Origin of the sequence: Polynucleobacter sp. UB-Tiil-W10, assembly GCF_018881605.1 — a bacterium.
Lineage (GTDB): Bacteria > Pseudomonadota > Gammaproteobacteria > Burkholderiales > Burkholderiaceae > Polynucleobacter.
Window position 1 is genome coordinate 1,552,460 of sequence record NZ_JACVPZ010000001.1, and the last position, 22,597, is coordinate 1,575,056.

Annotated in this window: 21 protein-coding genes; 19 read left to right on the top strand and 2 right to left on the bottom strand. The window is 46.2% G+C overall.

Annotation, left to right across the window (positions count from 1 at the left end; genetic code table 11):
- Positions 1-13: 13 nt before the first annotated feature.
- The 4 genes from ICN33_RS07995 (at position 14) to ICN33_RS08010 (ending at position 3,792) form a co-directional block, all read left to right on the top strand.
- The gene (locus ICN33_RS07995) at positions 14-772 is read left to right on the top strand and encodes a peptidoglycan DD-metalloendopeptidase family protein (protein WP_216196044.1); all 759 of its coding nucleotides are present in this window, start codon (positions 14-16) and stop codon (positions 770-772) included.
- A 17-nt stretch (positions 773-789) separates the two neighbouring features.
- The gene (locus ICN33_RS08000) at positions 790-1,611 is read left to right on the top strand and encodes a 3'-5' exonuclease (RefSeq protein ID WP_216196046.1); all 822 of its coding nucleotides are present in this window, start codon (positions 790-792) and stop codon (positions 1,609-1,611) included.
- On the top strand, positions 1,604-3,052 hold the full coding sequence (rlmD, locus tag ICN33_RS08005; protein WP_216196047.1) for a 23S rRNA (uracil(1939)-C(5))-methyltransferase RlmD: 1,449 nt from the start codon (positions 1,604-1,606) through the stop codon (positions 3,050-3,052). The genes ICN33_RS08000 and rlmD overlap by 8 nt, the downstream gene beginning before the upstream one ends.
- Positions 3,053-3,375: 323 nt before the next feature.
- Entirely contained in the window at positions 3,376-3,792 is a 417-nt protein-coding gene (locus ICN33_RS08010; RefSeq protein ID WP_216196049.1) for a hypothetical protein, read from the top strand.
- A gap of 70 nt (positions 3,793-3,862) precedes the next feature.
- Here the strand turns inward: ICN33_RS08010 and ICN33_RS08015 are convergent, their stop codons facing one another.
- Positions 3,863-4,564, bottom strand: a complete 702-nt coding sequence (locus tag ICN33_RS08015) for a Bax inhibitor-1 family protein (RefSeq protein WP_216196052.1) — start codon at positions 4,562-4,564, stop codon at positions 3,863-3,865.
- Positions 4,565-4,824: 260 nt separating this feature from the next.
- Between ICN33_RS08015 and ndk the strand changes: the two genes are divergently transcribed.
- The 15 genes from ndk (at position 4,825) to ICN33_RS08090 (ending at position 21,886) form a co-directional block, all read left to right on the top strand.
- Positions 4,825-5,250, top strand: coding sequence for a nucleoside-diphosphate kinase (gene ndk / locus ICN33_RS08020; RefSeq protein WP_216196054.1), 426 nt, complete (start codon positions 4,825-4,827; stop codon positions 5,248-5,250).
- Between the two features lie 91 nt (positions 5,251-5,341).
- The gene (rlmN, locus tag ICN33_RS08025; RefSeq protein WP_370623252.1) at positions 5,342-6,517 is read left to right on the top strand and encodes a 23S rRNA (adenine(2503)-C(2))-methyltransferase RlmN; all 1,176 of its coding nucleotides are present in this window, start codon (positions 5,342-5,344) and stop codon (positions 6,515-6,517) included.
- A gap of 28 nt (positions 6,518-6,545) precedes the next feature.
- Positions 6,546-7,817: a flavodoxin-dependent (E)-4-hydroxy-3-methylbut-2-enyl-diphosphate synthase gene (ispG, locus tag ICN33_RS08030; protein WP_216196057.1), complete on the top strand. Its 1,272-nt coding sequence runs from the start codon at positions 6,546-6,548 to the stop codon at positions 7,815-7,817.
- Between the two features lie 24 nt (positions 7,818-7,841).
- Positions 7,842-9,170 (top strand): histidine--tRNA ligase, encoded by a 1,329-nt coding sequence (gene hisS / locus ICN33_RS08035; protein WP_216196058.1) that lies wholly within the window; start codon positions 7,842-7,844, stop codon positions 9,168-9,170.
- A 48-nt stretch (positions 9,171-9,218) separates the two neighbouring features.
- Positions 9,219-9,878, top strand: a complete 660-nt coding sequence (locus ICN33_RS08040; RefSeq protein WP_216196060.1) for a tetratricopeptide repeat protein — start codon at positions 9,219-9,221, stop codon at positions 9,876-9,878.
- The gene (gene bamB / locus ICN33_RS08045; RefSeq protein WP_216196062.1) at positions 9,878-11,035 is read left to right on the top strand and encodes an outer membrane protein assembly factor BamB; all 1,158 of its coding nucleotides are present in this window, start codon (positions 9,878-9,880) and stop codon (positions 11,033-11,035) included. The genes ICN33_RS08040 and bamB overlap by 1 nt, the downstream gene beginning before the upstream one ends.
- Complete coding sequence (gene der, locus ICN33_RS08050) at positions 11,032-12,396, top strand: ribosome biogenesis GTPase Der (protein WP_216196064.1); 1,365 nt, start codon at positions 11,032-11,034, stop codon at positions 12,394-12,396. Before bamB ends, der begins: the two co-directional genes overlap by 4 nt.
- A gap of 190 nt (positions 12,397-12,586) precedes the next feature.
- Entirely contained in the window at positions 12,587-12,838 is a 252-nt protein-coding gene (hfq, locus tag ICN33_RS08055; protein ID WP_216190016.1) for an RNA chaperone Hfq, read from the top strand.
- A complete protein-coding gene (hflX, locus tag ICN33_RS08060; RefSeq protein ID WP_370623238.1) occupies positions 12,798-14,072 on the top strand; it encodes a GTPase HflX in 1,275 nt (424 codons plus the stop codon). The genes hfq and hflX overlap by 41 nt, the downstream gene beginning before the upstream one ends.
- Positions 14,062-15,588, top strand: coding sequence for an FtsH protease activity modulator HflK (gene hflK / locus ICN33_RS08065; protein WP_216196066.1), 1,527 nt, complete (start codon positions 14,062-14,064; stop codon positions 15,586-15,588). The genes hflX and hflK overlap by 11 nt, the downstream gene beginning before the upstream one ends.
- On the top strand, positions 15,588-16,457 hold the full coding sequence (gene hflC / locus ICN33_RS08070) for a protease modulator HflC (RefSeq protein WP_216196068.1): 870 nt from the start codon (positions 15,588-15,590) through the stop codon (positions 16,455-16,457). Before hflK ends, hflC begins: the two co-directional genes overlap by 1 nt.
- Positions 16,458-16,477: 20 nt before the next feature.
- Positions 16,478-17,641 (top strand): ATP phosphoribosyltransferase regulatory subunit, encoded by a 1,164-nt coding sequence (locus ICN33_RS08075; protein WP_216196069.1) that lies wholly within the window; start codon positions 16,478-16,480, stop codon positions 17,639-17,641.
- Positions 17,642-17,701: 60 nt separating this feature from the next.
- Positions 17,702-19,042, top strand: a complete 1,341-nt coding sequence (locus ICN33_RS08080) for an adenylosuccinate synthase (RefSeq protein ID WP_216196072.1) — start codon at positions 17,702-17,704, stop codon at positions 19,040-19,042.
- A gap of 65 nt (positions 19,043-19,107) precedes the next feature.
- Positions 19,108-21,324: a malate synthase G gene (locus tag ICN33_RS08085; protein WP_216196074.1), complete on the top strand. Its 2,217-nt coding sequence runs from the start codon at positions 19,108-19,110 to the stop codon at positions 21,322-21,324.
- Between the two features lie 70 nt (positions 21,325-21,394).
- Positions 21,395-21,886, top strand: a complete 492-nt coding sequence (locus tag ICN33_RS08090) for a hypothetical protein (RefSeq protein ID WP_216196076.1) — start codon at positions 21,395-21,397, stop codon at positions 21,884-21,886.
- A gap of 95 nt (positions 21,887-21,981) precedes the next feature.
- On the opposite strand, the gene ICN33_RS08095 is transcribed toward ICN33_RS08090, so the two are convergent.
- Complete coding sequence (locus tag ICN33_RS08095) at positions 21,982-22,488, bottom strand: hypothetical protein (RefSeq protein WP_216196077.1); 507 nt, start codon at positions 22,486-22,488, stop codon at positions 21,982-21,984.
- Between the last annotated feature and the right edge of the window lie 109 nt (positions 22,489-22,597).

A 22,597-nucleotide genomic window follows, 5' to 3' on the forward strand; every position in this document is an offset into this window, starting at 1 on the left:
AGAACCCAATTTAATGCCACACCTATTCAAGACTTTCCTAATTGCACTGATATCCACATCGCTGGTGTTGCTAGCGGGGTGTTCCGTACCTCGCACCAAGCCTGCCAGTGTTACCGATCGAACTGCAGGCTCAAGCGAGCCTACGCCTCCTGGGTACTATCGTGTGAAAAAGGGGGACACCTTGGCGCGTATTGCCTTGGATAACGGACAAGCACCACGCGATGTAGTGCAGTGGAATAAGGCAGCCAACCCGAGCTTTAACCCAAATGTAATTGAGGTAGATGACTTAATTTTAATTAAAGCGCCGGGCGGATCTAAGCCAGCACGCGTGGTTGAGAAAAAATCATCTGCTGATAAATCGGATACCCCAATATCTTCTCCAGAACCTGCAAAAACAGAAGTGGTTGCTGAGCCCGGAATTCGTTTATCTTGGCCCGCTAAAGGCAAGGTCACTGGTGAGTTCAGTGAAACCAATAAAGGTATTGATATCGCAGGGAAGGTTGGCGAGCCAGTACTAGCGGCATCCGATGGCAAAGTAGTTTATGCCGGCAATAGTTTGCGTGGTTATGGCAATTTAGTGATTGTCAAACATGACAATACCTATCTCACCGCATATGCTCACAACAGTAAGCTCTTGGTTAAAGAGGGTGACTCTGTGCGCAAGGGTCAAAGGATTGCAGAGATGGGCGATACAGATGCCACATCGCCTAAATTACATTTTGAGTTACGCGTCAATGGTAAACCAGTCAATCCAACGCCGTATTTGCAGTGATGTTGCAGTAAGTACGCATGGCCACCGTTCTTGTATTTGATATTGAAACCATCCCAGATGTAAACGGACTGCGTCGTCTGGAAGACTATCCTGATGCGATGAGTGATTCTGAAGTGGCCGCTAAAGCCATGGCAGATCGAGCCGCTAAAACGGGCAGTGAGTTTCTACCCTTATTTCTACAAAAGATCGTTGCTATATCTTGCGTGATTCGCAGAACGACTAAAGAGGGTCTGCCTCAAATTAAAGTCGGTACTCTAGGCACTCCGCAAGATGACGAAAAAGTATTAGTACAAGCCTTCTTTGATCTGATTGAAAAGTACACTCCTCAATTAGTTTCTTGGAATGGCAGTGGCTTTGATTTGCCAGTTTTGCACTATCGCGCCTTAGCAAATCATGTGCAAGCCCCGCGTTATTGGGAGATGGGCGAGAGTCAAGACTCTGATAGCCGTGAGTTTAAGTGGAACAACTACATCAGTCGCTATCACATGCGCCATCTCGATATGATGGACTTGCTAGCTAAATTTAATGGACGTGCTAATGCCCCCTTAGATGGTTTGGCTAAGCTCTGTGGCTTCCCAGGTAAGATGGGCATGGATGGCAGTCAGGTATGGCCTGCGTATCAAGATGGCAAGATTAACGACATTCGTCGCTACTGCGAGACCGATGTAGTCAATACGTATTTGATGTACTGCCGCTTTCAATTGCTTCGTGGCGGCTTCTCTCTTGAGGAATACCAAGAGGAAATTGATTTTGTAAAAGCTTATCTCGAAAAAGAATCCAAAGAGCCGAATGGCGGTCAGTGGCAAGAATATCTTCAGGGTTTTTCAGCAGATGCGTAGAGGGGATAAGCCAGTCAATATTGAAGTGGCTGAGCCAATCAAAGTTGAAGCCCTAGATCTAGACGCTCAAGGGATAGCCCGTTTAGTTCCTAACAAAGAAGAGGCTTCCCAAGGCCAAAGCGGTAAGGTGATCTTTATTAAAGGTGCGCTGCCAACAGAGTTAGTGACCTACACTATCACCAGTGATAAAGCCCGTTTTAGCAAAGCTAAAGTTCGCAATATTCTCAAGCCCGCAGTATTTAGGGCGGAACCCAAGTGCAAAGCCTTTGGGGTATGTGGTGGTTGCACAATGCAGCACTTAGATATTCGTGCTCAAGTAGCCATGAAACAGCGCGTCCTTGAAGATGACTTGCAACATATCGCCAAAGTAAAGCCAGAAGAAATTTTGCGACCGATGGGTGGCCCCACCTGGGAGTATCGTCACCGCGCGCGTTTAAGCGCCGTGAATCGCTCGATTAAAAAGGGTACGGTATTAATTGGTTTTCATGAGGGCAAGAGTGGCTACGTTGCGGATATGTTGGCATGCGAGATTTTGCCCAAGCATGTATCCGATCTTTTGCCCAAGATGCGTACCTTGGTTATGGGTTTATCTATCGTGGATCGTATGCCTCAGATTGAAATTGCAGTGGGTGAGCCTGAAGATGCGCAATCGGATGATCCTACAAAATCAAGGCCAGTAACGGCTTTAGTGTTTCGAAATCTTAAGCCTTTAACTCCAGAAGATGAGCGGTTGCTGCGGGCTTTTGCAGATCAACATCAGGTTTGGGTATGGTTGCAGCCCAAAGGCATTGAGACCGTAGCTCCTTTTTATCCAGAGACCGGCAAGCTTTGCTATCGCCTTCCTGAATTTGAAATTGAGATGCCATTTAAGCCTGCTGATTTCACCCAAGTCAATCACATGATGAATCGCGCATTAGTGAGTAGGGCGATTCGTTTGTTGGATGTGAAATCAACTGATCGTGTCCTGGATTTATTTTGCGGAATTGGTAATTTCACGCTCCCACTTGCTAGAAAAGCAGAGCAAGTTTTAGGGATTGAAGGTTTAGAGAGTTTGACGACTCGAGCGAAAGCGAATGCAGAACATAACGGACTGGTGGATAAAGCCAGCTTCATGCAAAGTGATTTGTTTCTAGTAACAACAGAAACAATTGCATCGTGGGCTAAGGCGGAGCGCTGGTTAATGGATCCTCCGCGTGAAGGTGCGATGGAGATTTGTAAGGCATTAGCAGAGCTACATTTGCAGCAAAGTGATCTACTACCGCAGCGCATTGTTTATGTTTCCTGTAATCCCAAAACCTTAGCTAGAGATGTGGAGATCCTATGCCATCAGGCGGGATACACCTTAAGCAGTGCAGGGATCATTAATATGTTTCCCCACACCTCTCATGTTGAATCTATGGCGGTATTTGATCGTCAACAGACCCATAAGCCCTTGATTTAGAGGCATCCCCTTAATTATTGCCCTCAATTAGTGCATTTGGCAAATTCGCGGTGCAATTGGTCTAAGTGCAGGTCTTATAGAAGAGTAGATTGAAGTTGTGCAGTGATGTATGGCTGCCAAACCTTTTTACCTTCGGGAGCGCATCATGAAAGCCTCAGATAGTTTTGCCATCTTATTAATTTTGATGGCACTGTCTTACGCTGTAAGCATGCTTGTAGCAAATTAACTTGGGATAAGCATCAATCTCTACTGAGATTCGCCAGTATTCATATCTCTATGTGATAAAACTAACTACTTATATTTAGTTCACATAAAGGTATTTTATGAAATCCATCTTCGGCCTAGCACTAGGCCTAAGCATCAGTTTTGTCGTCAATGCGCAAACCATCCCGACTCTAGCAAAAGTCTATAGTGGTAATACTGTTGAAACCTCAATCAACGCATCACAAAAGAATCCCAAAAGACAGACGCAAACTTTTGTTGGCACTTTAACGATATTGAAACAAGACGGTCAAAGTGTTGAGTTCATGTATCAAAATCCTACTTATAAAGCTTATGAAATCGGGACGATTTCTGCCGATGGGAAGAAATTGCAAATTGCCTATAAGGGTGGCTCTGGCGTATACGACATTAGTCAAAATAAATTAGTGGGCTGCGGCTCCGGACGGGCTAGTGAAGGTCCATTTAGCCAATGGATTAATACCTACTTCGCATGGTGTGATGATTTAACCGCAAACTAATACCTTGGGGAAGATCCATAAGAATAAAGGCGCCTTGAGCGCCTTTATTCATGGGAGTAAAACGAGATTTTTAATCCCTATTGCCGCCAACAATACCCAAGAGGGCGAGTAAGTTGGTAAAGACGTTATAGACGTCTAAGTAAATCGCTAATGTAGCCATGATGTAGTTGGTCTCGCCGCCATTAATAACGCGTTGTACATCAACCAAAATAAAGGCTGAGAAGATGGCAATTGCAAGAACCATCACAGTCAACATCAAGGCAGGTAACTGTAACCAGATGTTTGCTACAGAAGCAACAATCAAGAGCAGTACACCGACCATCAACCATTTGCCCATGCCAGCAAAATCACTTTTGCTTACAGTAGCAATCGTTGCCATGGTGGCAAATATGGCAGCGGTGCCGCCAAAGGACAGCATGATGAGAGTGGCGCCGTTGCTGTAGCTATTCAATGTGTAGCCAACTAGGCGAGACATCATGATGCCCATGAAGAAGGTAAAGCCCAAGAGCAGGAGTACACCTACGCCGGTATCTTTATTCTTCTCAATTGCCCAGAAGAAGCCAAAGGCAACAGCCATAAACACCATAAAGCCAATAAATGGGCTGCCAGAGAATAGGTTAAGACCCATCGCAACTCCGAGCCAGGCACCAATAACGGTTGGAACCATGGACAGGGCTAAGAGGGCATAAGTGTTGCGCAGTACGCGGTTGCGTACCTGGCCGGTGCTAATTGAGCCGGTTTGGCCAAAGCCGTAAGAGTTCAGATCACTCATATTGACTCCTTCTTTTTCATTGTTATTACAAGAGCCCATGGAGGGCTGTTGACAGTAAGTATAGACAAAACGCCCCAATTTCAAGCCCCCAAATGAAAGACCTACAAATTAAAGGCTTATGCCCTGTAAATTCAAGGGCTTAGCCCTACAGGCATAGGGGTAAATACGGTCAAGCAATGTATAATTCGGGGGTCGCTGGAGTGGGGTGGTTTATTAACCTTACCTAGCAAATACCTTTGAAATCACTATTGGAGTCTTGAATGGCAATTGAACGCACCCTTTCTATTATCAAACCTGATGCTGTCGCTAAAAACGTCATCGGCAAAATCTATGACCGTTTTGAATCTGCTGGTTTGAAGATTGTTGCTTCCAGAATGGCGCATCTCTCACAAGTTGAGGCTGAGCAGTTCTACGGCGTTCATAAAGATCGTCCTTTCTTCAAGGACTTAGTAAGCTTCATGATTTCTGGTCCTGTAATGATTCAAGTATTGCAAGGCGAAGGCGCTATTGCTAAGAATCGTGACTTGATGGGCGCTACTGATCCTAAGAAGGCAGACAAAGGCACAATCCGTGCTGACTTTGCTGACAGCATCGATGCAAACGCAGTACACGGTTCTGACGCTCCTGAAACAGCTGCTGTGGAAGTTGCTTTCTTCTTCCCTGGCATGAATGTTTTCAATCGTTAATTGACGATTGCTGACGAATAAGCTATTTAATTTATAAGTAGGCGCATTGACCTCCCCGCGCGTAAATCTCTTAGATTTTGACGCTGACCAAATGGCGGCGTATGTCGCGGGGTTGAATGAAAAGCCCTTTAGGGCGAAGCAACTCATGCAGTGGATACACCAACGCGGTGTAGCAAACATTAATGACATGAGTGATTTAGCAAAAAGCTTTAGAGCGACTTTGCTAGACAAAGCAGAAGTACTTTCTCTCCCCGTTATCAAAGATGAGCATGCCGCAGATGGCACCCGCAAGTGGTTGCTAGATGTGGGCGCTGGTAATGCGGTTGAGTCCGTTTTTATTCCTGAGGACGATAGAGGTACTTTGTGTATCTCTTCTCAGGCAGGCTGCGCGGTCAATTGCCGCTTTTGCTCAACAGGTCATCAGGGCTTCTCACGCAATCTGACTTCCGGTGAAATCATCGGGCAACTTTGGTTTGCTGAGCATCTTTTGCGTAACGATCCTGAAGCTGTTCGCAGAATAGAAAAGTTTCCAACGCCAGGCTGGGAACATACTGGTCGCGTGATTTCTAATGTGGTGATGATGGGTATGGGCGAGCCTTTACTCAATTACGACAATGTGGTTTCTGCATTGCGCTTAATGCTCGACGATAGGGCGTATGGTTTATCCCGTCGTCGTGTCACGGTTTCTACATCGGGAGTGGTGCCGATGATTGATCGCCTTGCACAAGATTGCCCAGTAGCGCTAGCTGTATCCTTGCATGCGCCAAATGATGCCTTGCGTGATCAATTGGTCCCGCTCAATCAGAAATATCCGTTACGAGAATTGCTTGACGCCTGCGAGCGTTACTTGCCATTTGCACCAAGAGATTTTTTGACCTTTGAATATTGCATGCTTGATGGAGTTAATGATTCTGATATTCAGGCTAAAGAGCTAGTGCGTTTACTGAGAAACATTAAGTGCAAGATCAATCTCATTCCATTTAACCCATTTCCAGAATCTGGCCTTAAGCGCTCATCAGCCCAGCGCGTAAATGCGTTTGCTGGCATCTTGTTGGATGCAGGCATGGTAGCGACAGTGCGCAAGACGCGTGGCGATGATATTGCTGCGGCTTGTGGTCAATTGGCAGGAGATGTGGTCGATCGCACGCGAGTTCGTGAACGTGCCGTTCATCATGCTGAGATCGAACTCACAGAGCTTGAGTCTGATGAGGGATCCGATTTGGGACCCAACGAGCACCCCATTGAGTGGCTCAAAAAATTAAAGTAAAAGATGAGAACTCAACTAATAGATCCTCATGCGCTCTGATAATTCTTTACCACCACTTCCGCTAGGTCCATCACCTAAGCGTGCAACGCGACAAGCAACGGTTGCTTGGAAAACCAACATCATCACCGTTGGTGGAGATGCGCCAGTGCGGGTGCAGTCAATGACCAACACCGACACAGCTGATGCTGTGGGTACAGCGATACAAGTAAAAGAATTGGCTCGCGCTGGTTCTGAGATGGTGCGCATTACCGTCAACACACCAGAGGCAGCCGCTGCAGTTCCTTATATTCGTGAACAGCTCGATAAGATGGATGTCTTGGTGCCTCTGATTGGCGACTTCCACTACAACGGACATACTTTATTAAATGATTTTCCAGAGTGCGCTAAAGCGCTCTCGAAGTACCGTATTAATCCAGGCAACGTGGGTAAGGGCGCTAAGCGCGATCCACAATTTGCGCAAATGATTGAAGCCGCATGTAAGTACGATAAGGCTATTCGCATTGGTGTGAACTGGGGTAGCTTAGATCAAGATCTACTCGCTTCCATTATGGACAGCAATGCAGCATTAGCGCAGCCAAAAACTGCGCAAGAAGTGATGATTGAAGCTTTGATTCAGTCGGCATTGCAGTCAGCAGAAAAAGCGGTTGAGTTAGGTATGAATCCTGATCAAATTTTGCTTTCTTGCAAGGTCAGCAATGTTCAAGACTTGGTTGCGGTTTATCGTGACCTTTCTCGACGCTCAGACTATCCATTGCACTTAGGATTAACAGAAGCAGGCATGGGAAGTAAAGGTATCGTCTCATCAACTGCAGCCATGGGCATTTTGTTGCAAGAAGGTATTGGCGATACGATTCGCGTTTCATTGACGCCCGATCCAGGCGCTCCTCGTGAAAACGAAGTGATCGTCGCTCAAGAAATATTGCAAACCATGGGCTTACGTAATTTCACGCCAATGGTGATTGCTTGTCCTGGTTGCGGCAGAACCACCAGCACGACCTTCCAGGAGTTAGCGGCGAATATCCAGTCTTATTTGCGTCAACAAATGCCGATTTGGAAGAAAACCCATCCCGGAGTTGAGAATATGAACGTGGCCGTGATGGGTTGTATCGTGAATGGCCCGGGCGAAAGTAAGCATGCCAATATTGGTATTTCATTGCCGGGAACAGGCGAAACCCCAGCTGCACCAGTCTTTGTTGACGGAGTTAAAGTAAAAACGCTGCGCGGTGAGAAAATTGCCGAAGAGTTTCAGGTGATTGTTGATGAGTACGTCAAGCAAAACTACGCAGCAAAAGTTGAATAAAGCCAAGTTAGAACAAGAATAAAAATGACTGACCAGAATAAGCAAGCCAAAGTACAAAAAACGCAGAAAATTAATGGCGTACGCGGTATGAATGATTTGCTGCCAGCAGAGGCTGCGCAGTGGGCGCATCTTGAGCATGTTTTACGTGATCTAACGCGTGCTTATGGCTACGAATTTTTGAGAACACCGATTGTCGAAGCAACGGCTGTGTTTCAGCGTGGCATTGGCGAGGTTACCGACATTGTGGAAAAGGAGATGTACTCCTTTGAAGATCGCTTAAATGGCGAGCAACTTACTCTGCGTCCTGAAGGAACTGCTGCATTAGTACGTTCTGTGATTGAGAACAATTTGCTCTACGAGGGGCCCAAGCGTCTTTGGTATACCGGTCCGATGTTTCGTCATGAGCGCCCACAACGTGGTCGCTATCGCCAGTTTCACCAGTTTGGTATTGAGGCTTTAGGCTTCGCTGGGCCGGATATCGATGCAGAAATCATCCTGATGGGTCAACGCCTGTGGGATGAGTTGGGCTTAAAGGGCGTGCGCCTAGAAATAAACTCTTTGGGTCAAGCTCCTGAGCGCGGCGAACACCGCGCAGCTTTAGTAACTTATTTCGAAAAGCATCAAGAGCAGCTTGACGAAGATTCTCAGCGTCGTCTCATTAGTAATCCATTACGGATCTTGGATTCTAAAAATCCAGAGATGCAGTCATTAATTGAAGGCGCACCAAAATTATTGGATTTTTTGGGTGAAGAGTCGCTTAAGCACTTTAATGCAGTGCAAGCTTTAATCAAGGCAAATAACATTCCTTGCAAAATCAATCCTCGTTTAGTGCGTGGTTTGGATTACTACAACCTTACTGTATTTGAGTGGGTGACTGACGAGCTAGGTGCTCAGGGAACGATTGCTGGGGGTGGACGTTATGACCCATTGATCGAGCGCATGGGCGGTAAACCAGCGCCTGCCTGTGGTTGGGCGATGGGTATGGAGCGCGTACTTGAATTGATGAAAGTTTCTGGCTCCTTGCCCGAAGCTCAGGCTCAATGCGATATCTTTGTTTTGCATCAAGGTGGCGAGACGTTAACTGCTGCCATGATCATCGCCGAGCGCCTTCGTAGTGCAGGCATTGACACCATTCTTTTCTGCCCTCCAGATGGTCAATCGGCTAGCTTTAAGTCACAAATGAAGAAAGCGGATAGCAGCGGGGCAGCCTTTGCGGTCATTATTGGCCCTGATGAATTTGCTAAAAATGAGGCTGGACTCAAGGACTTACGTGGCACCGGTGAACAGAAATCCATTCCTTTGGATGATGTCTTGGGGGCTGTAATTGATGCCCTGGTTGGCGCCTCCGAATAGAATTAAGCTAATACACCATTAATTACCTATAAATGAGTTTGGATTGACATGCCTTTAGATCTAGAAGAACAAGAACAATTAGACCAATTCAAAGCGTTTTGGCAGAAGTATCGCAACCTCATTACCGGAGTAGTGACTGCCGTCTTATTGACCTATGTCGCCTTTAGTGGGTATCAATGGTGGCGTAACAGCCAAGCACTGGAGGCTTCTAAGCTTTATGAAACGATGGTGAGCGCTATTGCTAAAGGCGATAAAGATCAAACCTTGCGCGCAGCCGATGATTTGCAAAAAGATTTTGGACGCACTCCGTATGCAGCAATGTCGAGTTTGATTGCCGCTCGTATTGCATCTGATGCAGGTGATGGTGCTAAGGCCTTAGATTATTTACGCTGGGCAGCAAAGAATGCTTCAAATGATGGTTATCTCGCATTGGCAAAATTACGCCTAGTAACTCAACTCATTGAGCAGGGTGGTGAAAAGGATTTTGCTGAAGCCGATCAAATATTGAAAGAGAAGCCTATTGCTGGTTTCGAATCTTTGTGGCTTGAGCGTCGTGGCGACTGGTATTTGGTGCAAAAGAAAAATGCTGAAGCTAAAGCAAGTTATCAAGAAGCCTGGAAAAAATTAGACCAGGCAAAAGAATTCCCTGAAGAGGCGCGTCGTCTCTTAAAGGTTAAATTAGACGCTGTTGGAGGAGTTGCTCAGTGATGACTAAAGAGATGAAGCGTTTGCCGATGCGCATAGGCACTGCCTTGGTATTGGGTGCCGTGGTAATTGCTTTAGCTGCTTGCTCTGGGAGCTCTAGAGTAAGAAAGCCCGCCGAACTGGGTGCGGTGACAAATCAATTTGATTTGCAGCCTGTCTGGTCAACCAGTATTGGTTCATCCGAATCTTTTAACTTTCATCCCATCGTTGCTGGGGATGCAGTATATGTAGCCTCTCATCGTGGAAATCTAGCCAAGATTGATTTGGCATCGGGCAATAAAGTTTGGGAAGCATCCGTACCAGAACGTTTGTCGGTTGGTCCTGGTTCCGACGGCCGCACTACTGTTGCTGTTACTACCAAAGGTATGGTCTATGCCTACGACGATGCTGGTAAGCCAATCTGGAATGTCAGCGTCGGTAGCGAAGTCTTAAGTGAGCCCGTAGTTGCGGGCGGTGTAGTCATTGTTCGCGCTCTTGACAATCGTTTTGTTGGATTGGATGCGCAAACCGGTGCACGTAAATGGACCTATCAGCGTCAACAGTCTGCCTTATCCTTGCGTGTCGGCTACGGCATGTTGGCCATCAATAATGAAGTGATCGTGACTGGTTTTGCGGGCGGGCGTTTTGGCATGATTGCGATTGCCAATGGTGGTTTAGTTTGGGAGACGCCGGTGTCCTTCCCTAAAGGTTTCTCAGAAATTGAGCGCTTGAATGATGTCACTGCTAAACCAAGCTTAGAAGGCGATATTCTCTGTGCAGTTTCTTATCAGGGACGTATTGGTTGTGGTCAAGCCCGCACTGGAAGTCTCTTGTGGTTTAAGGATTTTTCAAGCTACACAGGTACTTCACAAAGCACGGATATGGTTTTTGCAGCAAATGAAAAATCCTATGTCACTGCTTTTGCAACGAAAGACGGCACCCAAGTTTGGGAAAATACTCAACTGACATTTCGTGATGTAGGTGAGTCGCTTGCGATAGGTAAGGTTTTATTGATGGGTGATGCCCAAGGCTATATCCATGCATTTTCACAGGCGAATGGTGAGATGGTTGCGCGTATTCGTCACGACAGTAGTCCAATCTCGGCTGCCCCCATTGCGGTAGGTGGCCTCATCTTGGTTCAGTCTCAAGGTGGAAAAATAGCGGCGTACAGTCCAAAATGAATCCAGTCATCACTATCGTAGGTCGTCCCAATGTGGGCAAGTCGACTCTCTTTAATCGCTTAACGCGTTCACGCGATGCATTGGTGGCTGACTTTTCTGGCCTAACGAGAGATCGTCACTATGGCAAAGGCCGCATTGGTGAGCGCGCATTTATTTGCGTAGACACTGGGGGTTTTGAGCCAGTTGCAAAGACCGGCATTGTTGCTGAAATGGCTAAGCAAACTAAGCAAGCTGTTGCTGAATCTGACATCGTGATTTTCTTGGTCGATGGTCGTCTAGGTATGGCACCACAAGATCGCGTGATTGCGGATTTCTTGCGCAAGACGGGTAGACCAGTCATTCTGGCAGTTAATAAAACTGAAGGTATGCAGGCTGGAGTTGTTACCGCGGACTTTCATGAGCTTGGCTTAGGTGAGCCATTCCCAATCTCTTCTGCGCATGGCGATGGCGTGCGCGGTTTGCTTGATGACGCGTTAGATTCACTTGGAATTGCAGAGCCCGATGACGAGGAATTAATTAACGATCCAAATCGCCCAATGAAAATTGCAGTAGTGGGTCGTCCAAACGTTGGTAAATCTACGTTGATCAATAAGTTGATTGGCGAAGAGCGTGTCATTGCATTTGATATGCCTGGTACTACTCGTGATGCCATCGAAGTTCCCTTTGAGCGTAATGGCAAGCCTTATATTTTGGTTGACACTGCAGGTTTGCGTCGCCGTGGAAAAGTATTTGAAGCTATTGAGAAGTTCTCAGTAGTAAAAACATTGCAAGCGATTGCCGACTGCAACGTGGTGATCTTGATGTTGGATGCGCAGCAAGATATTTCTGAGCAAGACGCCCACATCGCTGGATTTATTGTGGAGGCTGGCCGCGCATTAGTGGTTGCAGTCAACAAGTGGGATGGCTTGGATGCTTATGTAAAAGAGCGTGCTCGTTTAGAGATCGCACAAAAGCTGCGCTTTCTCGATTTTGCAAACGTTCATCCAATCTCCGCTAAAAAAGGTACTGGTCTAAAGGAGCTCTTTAAGGATGTGGATTTGGCCTATGCTGCAGCAATGGCTAAGCTGCCAACTCCCCGTTTAACCCGCATCTTGCAAGAGGCAATCGAGCATCAGCAGCCCAAACGGGTTGGTATGGGTCGTCCAAAATTACGTTATGCCCACCAAGGGGGCATGAATCCCCCAATTGTGGTCATTCATGGCACATCCTTGAGTGGAGTGACAGATAGCTACAAGCGATACTTAGAAGGTCGCTTTAGGGACGTCTTTAAATTACGCGGTACACCTTTGCGTATTCAGATGAATACAGCCAAAAACCCCTATGTCGATGCCGATAAAGGTAAAAAAGGCAAAAAGCGCTAATTTGGGCTAAGCTTTCGTGCCAAAAGGGGCTTGATTTTTTTGAAAATCAGCCCAATATAGAAGGTTGGATGTCCCGCTGGGATGAACAGTTTGTATTAAATGTTTTGTAGTGAAGATTTGAAGATTGATATTAATTAAAAAAAGCAAGACTCCCAAAAAAGTAGTTAACAAAAGATAATTAAGGAGCAGTATGAGTAATAGCAACCCCAAACAAATTCAATTACTTCAGGATCCTTTCCTCAATGCCTTACGCAAAGAGCATGTTCCTGTTTCGATCTATCTTGTAAACGGTATTAAGTTGCAGGGCAATATTGAATCATTTGATCAATATGTCGTGCTCTTGCGCAATACAGTGACGCAGATGGTTTACAAACATGCAATCTCTACGATCGTTCCCGCTCGTGCGATTGATTTCCGTTTGGAAGAAGCTAGCCCTGTATAAAACTGGAGTAGATGCGGCACGCGCCGTTCTGGTTGGGGTCGATACAGGACGCGAAGATTTTGCAGATAGTATGGCTGAACTCAGTCTTTTGGCTGATAGCGCCGGCTCTATTCCTGCAGCTAGTGTTATTGCACGCAAAGGCAAAACGGATCCCGCCTTATTTATTGGCTCAGGTAAGGCTAATGAACTCAAGAGAGTAATGGAGGAGCAGGGCGCTGAACTTGCCATCTTCAATCATCCGCTCTCCCCAACTCAGCAACGCAATTTAGAACGTCACATTGGATTTCATGTGATGGATCGCACGGGTTTGATTTTGGATATCTTTAGTCAAAGAGCGCAAAGTCATATTGGTAAGACGCAAGTTGAACTTGCGCAAGTGCGTTATCGCATGTCTCGCTTGGTCAGGGCCTGGAGTCACTTAGAGCGACAGCGTGGTGGTATTGGTGTGCGTGGCGGCCCTGGTGAAACCCAGATGGAGCTGGATCGACGCATGTTGGCCACCAAAGCGAAACGCTTAGAAAATGAATTAGAAAAATTACAGCGTCAACAGAGAACCCAAAGAAGGGCTCGCCATCGTAAAGATGTGTTTTCAGTCTCCTTGGTTGGTTACACCAATGCTGGTAAATCGACCTTATTTAATGCCCTAACTAAAGCAGGGACATATGCCGCTGACCAGCTTTTTGCCACCCTAGATACCACTTCCAGAAAGGTGCATTTAGAGGGAGTTGGGTCGATTGTGGTCTCTGATACCGTGGGATTTATCCGGGATTTGCCTCACCAGTTAGTAGAGGCATTTAGGGCAACTTTGGATGAAACCATCCATGCCGACCTTATTTTGCATGTTATCGATGCCTGCAGCCCTGTTGCTAGGGAGCAAAAGGCAGAGGTTGAGGCTGTTTTGGAGGAAATTGGCGCCGATGACATTCCTAGGATCGAGGTGATGAATAAGATCGACCAGATGCCCCAAACCTTCAACCGTGGGGCTGTTTTAGAGCGTGATGGACAGGGCTTTCCAAGCCAGGTTTTCCTGTCGGCCAAGACGGGCTTAGGCCTTGATTTACTTCGCTCGGCCCTGGCCGAATGCTCTCAAATGACTGATAGAATAAGGGTCGAGCACAACCGTGCCAAGAAGCAATTGGCCCCGGATGAGTTTTTAGAACCCTTACCCGAACGACCAGAAACATCTGAATTTAATCCGATTGCCAACCGAAGCTATTTTTCTAATGACGCGTAAATTTCTAGACCTTTTTTCGGTTAATGATCCAGGATGGGGCAATAGCCACAATTCCGCTGGATCTAAAGATGCCAAAGACGGGCAGGGAGGCGAGCAAGCTCCAAAATCAGATTCTGAAACAAATAAACCTGTAGAGACTCAGCCAGGTAGTCAACCCACAAATCAACCAACGAATCCGGTCAATAAACCAGATGGTCCACCAGATCTCGATGAGTTATGGCGCGATTTCAATGACAGAATTGCTGGCATCTTTGGCGGTAAGAAAAATCCAGGTGCAACCGGTAGTCCTGCTAGTAAGCCAGCGAGCAAACCCAATAGCGGCGACATTCCTCCGCCATCCCAACGCGGCAATGGCGGTAACAATGGCGGCATCAATACGCCTAACTTTAATTTCAGCAATCCGTTTGGCTCTAAGGCAAGCTTTCTGATTGTTGGAGCAGCTGTGTTTTTGATGTGGGTATGCAGTGGCTTCTTCATTATTCAAGAAGGTCAAGCCGGCGTTGTCCTCACTTTTGGTAAGTATGACTACACCGCTAAGCCAGGCATTAACTGGCGTATGCCTTGGCCAATTCAGTCCGAAGAGACGGTGAACTTGTCAGGAGTGCGTTCTGTTGAAGTAGGGCGTCCTGTATTAATCAAGGCAACCAATCAAAAAGATTCCTCAATGCTGACTGAGGATGAAAACATTATCGACGTGCGCTTTGCTGTGCAATATCGCCTGAAAGATCCTACCGATTATTTATTCAATAACCGTGATCCAGATGCAGCAGTAGTTCAAGCTGCTGAAACGGCAGTGCGTGAAATCGTTGCGCGTAGCAAGATGGATACTGTGCTGTATGAAGGTCGTGAAAAGATTGGCATTGATTTAGCCAATTCCATACAGAAGATTTTGGACAGTTATAAAACGGGCATTTACGTCACTAGCGTGACCGTACAAAATGTTCAGCCACCCGAGCAAGTTCAAGCTGCTTTTGATGATGCGGTGAAAGCAGGACAAGACCAAGAGCGTTTGAAGAGTGAAGGTCAAGCTTATGCCAACGATATTATTCCGCGCGCCAAAGGTACTGCCGCACGTCTTATCCAAGAAGCTGAGGGCTATAAAGCCCGTGTAGTTGCTACTGCTGAGGGTGATGCCACGCGCTTTAAGCAGATCTTGGTTGAATACGCTAAGGCGCCTCAAGTTACTCGTGATCGCATGTACATCGATAGCATGCGCGAGATGTATAACAACGTCACAAAGATCTTAGTTGATACCACCAAGAGTAATAGCTTGCTATATCTCCCACTCGACAAGATTGTTGCGCAAGTAAATGCTGAAAGTTCTCAAGCGGCTAGTGGGCAAACCACTTCATCTGGGACAAGCACTCCAACTGGTAGCGTAACGGTGGGTGGGGCAACTGGGACAAATACAAATCCTACAAGCTCTTCTTCTGGTGCTACTCCATTAACGCCAGCAACAAATAGCGCGGTAGATAAACGTGATGGCCTCCGTAGTCGTGATAGGGAGTCCAGATAATGAACGCCAATCGTTTAATTGCTGCGGGTATTGGCTTTATTGCACTGATATATGTGCTGTCTTCCAGTATTTTTGTTGTGGATCAGCGCAAGTTTGCTGTGGTGTTTTCATTTGGGCAGATTGTTCGCGTGATTGAAGCGCCAGGAATTCAAGTAAAGCTTCCAGCCCCATTTGAGAGCGTCCGTTTTTTTGATCGTCGCATACTGACAATTGATAATCCAGAAGCAGAGCGTTTCATTACTGCTGAAAAGAAAAACTTATTAGTAGATTCTTATGTGAAGTGGCGGATTGTTGATCCACGTAAGTTCTTTATTAGCTTTAAAGGTGATGAGCGTTTGGCGCAAGACCGCTTGACGCAATTGGTACGCTCAGCTCTCAATGAGGAATTCACTAAACGTACTGTGCGTGAATTGATTTCTGATCAGCGTGAAGAAGTCATGCAGGGTATTCGCAAGAAGGTCGCCGATGATGCATCTGATATCGGCGTAGAAATCGTAGACGTTCGCTTAAAGCGCGTTGATCTTCTAGCGGAAATTAGCGATTCTGTTTATCGCCGTATGGAAGCAGAGCGTAAACGCGTTGCAAATGAATTGCGATCAATGGGCGCCGCAGAGTCTGACAAGATTCGTGCGAACGCAGAGCGTCAACGTGACACGATCTTGGCGGAAGCCTATCGGGATGCGCAAAAAATTAAGGGTGCAGGCGATGCTAAAGCTACTGCACTCTATGCCGAGGCCTTTGGGCGCGATCCCCAATTTGCTCAGTTCTATCAAAGCTTAGAGGCCTATAGAAGTTCTTTCAAGGATAAGAAAGACATCATGGTGGTTGAGCCGAATGGTGAGTTCTTTAAGTTCTTGCACAAAAAATAAGAAAGCAAATAGTTCACATCATGAATCGCTGGTTACTTCCTGAAGATATTGCAGATGTTTTGCCTGCCGAGGCTCGCAAGGTTGAGTCTTTGCGTCGTGCCGTCTTGGACCTGTATCAGTCTTATGGCTATGAATTAGTTGCGCCTCCAATTCTAGAGTTCTTGGATTCTTTATTGACCGGTACCGGCTCGGATCTCAATCTTCAAACATTTAAGCTGGTAGATCAGTTATCTGGCCGTACATTAGGTTTGCGTGCCGATATGACTCCCCAAGTGGCTCGTATTGATGCACACCTCTTAAATCGTGCTGGTGTCACCCGTCTTTGTTATGCCGGCTCTGTTGCGCATGCTCGCACTCCTGTTGGTAGCTCAGCGCGCGAAGAATTACAACTTGGTGCAGAGATTTACGGTTGTGCAACCTGGGAAGCCGATTTTGAGGCGATTACCTTATTGCTCAAAACACTGTCTGTTGCTGGGTTAGAGAAGGTCTACCTAGATTTGTCGCATGCCGGCATTTTGGAGGGTATCTTAGATGGTCAGAATTTAGATAAAGAAACTATTGAAGTGTTATATGGCTTACTTCAAAGTAAAGATCGTCCTCGCCTAAGTCAATGGGCAAGCTGCTTGCCTGCAAATATCGCTCAAGCGCTGATGGCATTGACTGAATTGAATGGCCCTTGTTCTGAAGTATTGGCAAACGCTAAGAAAGTATTGCCTCAGCATGCAGCGGTTGATCAAGCTTTGGCGGATCTTGAGCGTTTAGTTTCTGCTGCAGCAAAGTTGTCTACTAATTTAGAGCTCAGTATTGATTTGGCTGATCTGCGTGGTTACCAGTATCACAGTGGTGTTATGTTTGCCGCGTACGTTGATCAATTGCCGCAACCGATTGCCAGAGGGGGTCGTTATGACCACGTAGGTCAAGCCTTTGGTCGTTCGCGTCCTGCAACAGGCTTTTCTTTGGATCTATTAACCCTAGCCAATTTATCGCCATTGAATACTCGCAAGTTGGCTATCTTGGCTCCTTGGATTGATGATGCTGAATTAAGCAAGGTGATCGCAACTCTGAGAAGTCAGGGTGAGGTAGTGATACAAATTCCAGCAGGTACGGCAGTAGAAGCTGCAGAATATGAATGTGATCGGGAGTTGGTCAAACAGGGCAACTCTTGGGATGTAAAACAGAAGTAAAGCAATAAATTAGGCATCAAGCAGTTCACTTATTTTGTAATTATCTTTTTGGATTTCATTATGTCTTCAAAGCAGCAAACTAAAGGTCGTAACGTAGTTGTCATTGGCACTCAGTGGGGTGATGAAGGCAAAGGTAAGGTAGTTGATTGGTTGACTGATCATGCCCAAGCAGTGGTTCGCTTTCAGGGCGGTCACAATGCAGGCCATACTCTCATCATCGGCGACAAGAAGACAATTCTGCGTTTGATTCCTTCTGGAATCATGCATAAAAATGTGATCTGCTACATCGGTAACGGCGTAGTGCTGTCGCCAGAGGCCCTCTTTAAAGAAATCGGTGAACTTGAGTCTGCTGGTTTAGATGTTCAATCTCGCTTGAAGATCTCAGAGGCGACGACTTTAATTCTGCCTTATCACGTTGCGATTGATCATGCCCGTGAGAAGAAACGTGGCGAAGCCAAGATTGGCACTACAGGTCGTGGAATTGGGCCTGCATACGAAGACAAAGTTGCTCGTCGTGCATTGCGCGTTCAAGATTTGTTCTACCCAGAAAAATTTGCGGAACAGTTACGTGAGAACTTGGAATATCACAATTTCATGCTCACCAATTACTATGGCGCTGAGCCAGTGAGTTATGAAAAGACATTAGCTGAGGCAATGTCTTACGCAGAGCGTCTTAAACCAATGGTGGTGGATGTCTCTAGCGCTTTGTACACTGCTGAGCAATCTGGTCAGAATTTGTTATTCGAAGGTGCGCAGGGAACATTGCTCGATATTGATCACGGTACCTATCCGTATGTCACTTCCAGTAACTGCGTAGCAGGCAATGCCGCTGCCGGCTCAGGTGTTGGACCAGACTCATTGCAATACATTTTGGGCATTACTAAAGCTTATTGCACACGCGTTGGTGCTGGTCCTTTCCCAAGCGAACTCTACGATCATGACAATCCTGCAAAGCAGGATCCGATTGGCGTACGTTTGGCTGAAGTTGGCAAAGAGTTTGGCTCTGTAACAGGACGCCCGCGTCGTACCGGCTGGTTAGATGCTGCTGCATTGAAGCGCTCAATTCAGATCAATGGATTATCTGGTCTTTGCATTACCAAGCTGGACGTTTTGGATGGTTTTGAAACGATTCGTTTATGCGTTGGTTACAACCTTGACGGTATGAAGTTGGATGTATTGCCACGCGGCGCAGAATCCGTAGCCCGTTGCGAACCTATTTATGAAGATTTTCCGGGTTGGAAGGGTACAACCTTCGGTATCCGTGAGTGGGACAAATTGCCTGCTGAGGCGCAAAAATTCCTGCGCCGTATTGAGGAAGTTGCTGGTAAGCCTATCGCTATGGTGTCTACAGGCCCAGAGCGCGATGAAACCATCCTCCTCCAGCATCCATTCCAGGATTGATGGAAAATATTTAAGAATTTATAAACCAAACCTATTTATTAACTTTTGCTTAAGAAGATAACAACATGACTGCGCGCACTACCTGCAATAGCCTCCAAGTGGCAACCCCTTTATATCGATTTATTGAAGACAAAGTACTTCCAGGTACTGGCATTAAGAGTGTTGATTTTTGGAAGGGCTTTGATGAGATCGTTAAAGACTTAACTCCAAAAAATGATGCATTGCTCGCAAAGCGTGATCGCATTCAATTGGATTTGGATAAATGGCATCAAGCCAATCCAGGCCCAATCAAAGATATGCCTGCATATCGCCAGTTTCTCAAAGAGATTGATTACTTGGTAGATGTTCCAGGAAAAATTACTGCGACAACTAAAAACGTAGATGACGAGTTGGCTCTGCAGGCTGGCCCTCAATTAGTTGTTCCAGTACTCAATGCACGTTATGCATTAAATGCGGCTAATGCTCGTTGGGGTTCTTTGTACGACGCCCTTTATGGTACGGATGTGCTATCTGAAGAAGATGGCGCTACAAAGACTGGCGCGTATAACCCTATTCGTGGTGCTAAGGTAGTTGCTTATGCCCGTAATTTCTTGGATCAAGCTGCGCCATTGGCTAAAGGTTCGCACCGTGATTCAGTGGCTTACACAGTAGACGGTAATAAGCTGTCAGTAAAGTTAAAAGACGGCACATCAACTGGCTTGGCTGATGAGAAGCAATTCGTTGGTTACCAAGGCGATGCTGCGGCTCCAAGCTCTATCTTGTTGCGCAATAACGGTGTTCATATTGATATTGAAATCAATAAGAGCAAAACTATTGGTGCAAGTGATCCTGCCGGCATCAATGATGTTGTCCTTGAGGCAGCACTTTCTACCATTTTGGACTTAGAAGACTCTATTGCTGCAGTTGATGGCGATGACAAGGTTCTTGCCTATGAAAATTGGCTCGGCATTCTCAAAGGCACATTGGTTGAAGAAGTGAAGAAGGGCGATAAGACGATTACTCGCACTCTAAATCCAGATCGTAAGTACAAGGCCGGTATCGGCGCTGTTGATGCAAAAGACGGCATCGTTACCTTGCATGGCCGTTCACTCTTGTTCCTTCGCAACGTTGGCCATTTGATGACTAACCCAGCCATCATTACTGGTGAAGGTAAAGAGATCTACGAAGGTATCTTAGATGCGGTAGTGACAGTGTTGATTGCTTTGTATGACATCAATCGTCCAGCAAGCCAAACCATTGGTAATACTCGCAAGGGCTCTGTTTATATCGTCAAACCAAAAATGCACAGCCCAGAAGAAGTGGCTTTTGCTGGCGAACTCTTTGGTCGCGTTGAGAAATTGCTCGGCTTGCCAGCGGATACTGTCAAACTTGGCATCATGGATGAAGAGCGTCGTATGAGTGCCAACATTAAGGCGGCTATTGCTGCTGCAGGTGCGCGCGTAGCCTTTATTAACACTGGCTTCCTAGATCGTACAGGCGATGAAATGCACACTGCGATGTATGCAGGTCCAATGATGCGCAAAGGTGATATGAAAACCAGCAAGTGGTTATCCGCTTATGAGCGTCGCAACGTATTTGCAGGTTTGGATTGTGGCTTACGTGGTCGCGCTCAAATCGGTAAAGGTATGTGGGCAATGCCAGACATGATGAAAGCCATGGTTGAGCAAAAGATTGTTCACCCAAAAGCTGGTGCTAATACTGCTTGGGTACCATCACCAACAGCAGCTACCTTACACGCGCTGCACTACCATCAAGTAAACGTAGCAGAGCTCCAGAAGGAAATGGAAAAGCTCGATACTGCTGCCGAAGCTGAAGCATTGATCAATGATTTATTGACTATTCCGGTAGTTGAGAAGGCAAACTGGTCTAAAGAAGAGATTCAGCAAGAATTGGATAACAACTGCCAAGGTATCTTGGGTTATGTGGTTCGCTGGATTGATCAAGGTGTTGGTTGCTCTAAAGTGCCTGACATTCATAACGTAGGCTTAATGGAAGACCGCGCAACTTTGCGTATCTCCAGTCAGCACATTGCAAACTGGTTGCTCAACGATATTGTTAGCGCTGACCAAGTGAACGAATCATTGCAGCGTATGGCTAAAGTAGTTGACGGTCAAAATGCTGGTGATGCTTTGTACCAGCCAATGATGCCTAACTACAAAGATTCGTATGCCTATAAAGCTGCTAGCGACTTGATTTTCAAAGGTCTTGAGCAGCCAAATGGTTATACAGAGCCTTTGTTGCATGCTTGGCGTTTAGAGGTAAAGAAGGCGCACGCTAAGTAATTTAGCCAACACCCTAAATAAGAATGGATTTGCCCAATCAGCAAATCCATTTTTTATTGGTCATCAGCAAATGTTCGGATTTCTAAACCCATTCTCTAAAGCACCCTCTAACTTCCCATTTCAATATCACGATGGGGGTAGGGAGACCGCTGGCTTTAAGGGTGGCGCAGGTGACTGTGTTGTGAGGTCAATCGCCATTGCGGCTAGGTTGCCGTATCTGCAGGTCTATGAGCAGCTCAGACTTGCAAATGAGAGTTACGCCCAACTCAGAAATGATCGACTTTCTAAAAGACTTAATGCCAAAGGCTCATCTCCTAGAAACGGCAATCATCGCAATGTCTTTCATGACTACATTCTTGGCTTGGGTTTTCGATGGGTGCCTACGATGAAAATAGGCGCTGGCTGCCAAGTTCATTTAAGGTTAGATGAGCTGCCTTCAGGAGTCTTAATTGTGAGGGTTTCTAAGCATTTGACTGCAATAGTGAATGGTGTCATTTACGATACTCATGACCCCTCTAGAGGTGGAAATCGATGTGTTTATGGCTATTACATCAAAACTTAAGGCAGTTTCTTAACTTCTGGAAAACACGCTCTTTTGCCTAAAAAAAACCCTGAATTAACCTAATAAAGGACTGTTTTTAGGGTTTTTATTTAAAGTTATTTATAGCGACCCAGATATTTAAGATTCCAAGCTTGTCTGTAAATGCCTGTCATTCCAATCATTGTGGAAGTAGTCCAAGCGATTGAAAAAAGGCCTGAAAAGGCGATAAAGAAGGGCACCGTTTTCCATCCATACGGAAGAATGTCAGATATAAAACCCACAGTCGTATAGCAGCTCCCGGCAAAAAGAATGGCATTTACCCCGCTAGGTATTAGGTTAAACCAAAAGAGCATGGCTGCCCAAATGAAGATCTCGCAAATATGAATCAAGGCAATGATAATGAAGGCTACGTAGAAGTGAAAAAAGACCCAATCATATTGATTGCGTTCTAGATTTACCTTGGTAATACGCTCGAAACGCATGGCCATGTGATTTAAGCCGCTACCATGGAATATGAGAATCAGGATTAAGCCCGTAACCCCAAAAAAGATATCCATCAGAACAAAGGTAAGCGAGACGGTTGTTGTCGTGTCTGACAAAGCTGGCAAGTCCATAATTTCCATTCAGCAATAGGTAGGTAGGCAATGTAGCCACAATCCTACCCCAAAGCAGATCCGTGCGCTAGCGAGGATAATGGTCTTTTGTCCCCCTCATTTGCACTGTTGAGTCTAC

Excerpts from the sequence above, each read along its gene's own strand:
- hisS (WP_216196058.1), top strand. The coding sequence starts at position 7,842 with ATGACTGACCAGAATAAGCAAGCCAAAGTACAAAAAACGCAGAAAATT.
- ICN33_RS08000 (WP_216196046.1), top strand. The coding sequence starts at position 790 with ATGGCCACCGTTCTTGTATTTGATATTGAAACCATCCCAGATGTAAAC.
- ndk (WP_216196054.1), top strand. The coding sequence starts at position 4,825 with ATGGCAATTGAACGCACCCTTTCTATTATCAAACCTGATGCTGTCGCT.
- der (WP_216196064.1), top strand. The coding sequence starts at position 11,032 with ATGAATCCAGTCATCACTATCGTAGGTCGTCCCAATGTGGGCAAGTCG.
- hflK (WP_216196066.1), top strand. The coding sequence starts at position 14,062 with ATGACGCGTAAATTTCTAGACCTTTTTTCGGTTAATGATCCAGGATGG.
- rlmD (WP_216196047.1), top strand. The coding sequence starts at position 1,604 with ATGCGTAGAGGGGATAAGCCAGTCAATATTGAAGTGGCTGAGCCAATC.
- ICN33_RS08095 (WP_216196077.1), bottom strand. The coding sequence starts at position 22,488 with ATGGAAATTATGGACTTGCCAGCTTTGTCAGACACGACAACAACCGTC.
- rlmN (WP_370623252.1), top strand. The coding sequence starts at position 5,342 with ATGGCGGCGTATGTCGCGGGGTTGAATGAAAAGCCCTTTAGGGCGAAG.
- ICN33_RS07995 (WP_216196044.1), top strand. The coding sequence starts at position 14 with ATGCCACACCTATTCAAGACTTTCCTAATTGCACTGATATCCACATCG.
- ispG (WP_216196057.1), top strand. The coding sequence starts at position 6,546 with ATGCGCTCTGATAATTCTTTACCACCACTTCCGCTAGGTCCATCACCT.
- hfq (WP_216190016.1), top strand. The coding sequence starts at position 12,587 with ATGAGTAATAGCAACCCCAAACAAATTCAATTACTTCAGGATCCTTTC.
- ICN33_RS08010 (WP_216196049.1), top strand. The coding sequence starts at position 3,376 with ATGAAATCCATCTTCGGCCTAGCACTAGGCCTAAGCATCAGTTTTGTC.
- bamB (WP_216196062.1), top strand. The coding sequence starts at position 9,878 with ATGACTAAAGAGATGAAGCGTTTGCCGATGCGCATAGGCACTGCCTTG.
- ICN33_RS08040 (WP_216196060.1), top strand. The coding sequence starts at position 9,219 with ATGCCTTTAGATCTAGAAGAACAAGAACAATTAGACCAATTCAAAGCG.
- ICN33_RS08015 (WP_216196052.1), bottom strand. The coding sequence starts at position 4,564 with ATGAGTGATCTGAACTCTTACGGCTTTGGCCAAACCGGCTCAATTAGC.
- hflC (WP_216196068.1), top strand. The coding sequence starts at position 15,588 with ATGAACGCCAATCGTTTAATTGCTGCGGGTATTGGCTTTATTGCACTG.
- ICN33_RS08090 (WP_216196076.1), top strand. The coding sequence starts at position 21,395 with ATGTTCGGATTTCTAAACCCATTCTCTAAAGCACCCTCTAACTTCCCA.
- ICN33_RS08075 (WP_216196069.1), top strand. The coding sequence starts at position 16,478 with ATGAATCGCTGGTTACTTCCTGAAGATATTGCAGATGTTTTGCCTGCC.
- ICN33_RS08080 (WP_216196072.1), top strand. The coding sequence starts at position 17,702 with ATGTCTTCAAAGCAGCAAACTAAAGGTCGTAACGTAGTTGTCATTGGC.
- ICN33_RS08085 (WP_216196074.1), top strand. The coding sequence starts at position 19,108 with ATGACTGCGCGCACTACCTGCAATAGCCTCCAAGTGGCAACCCCTTTA.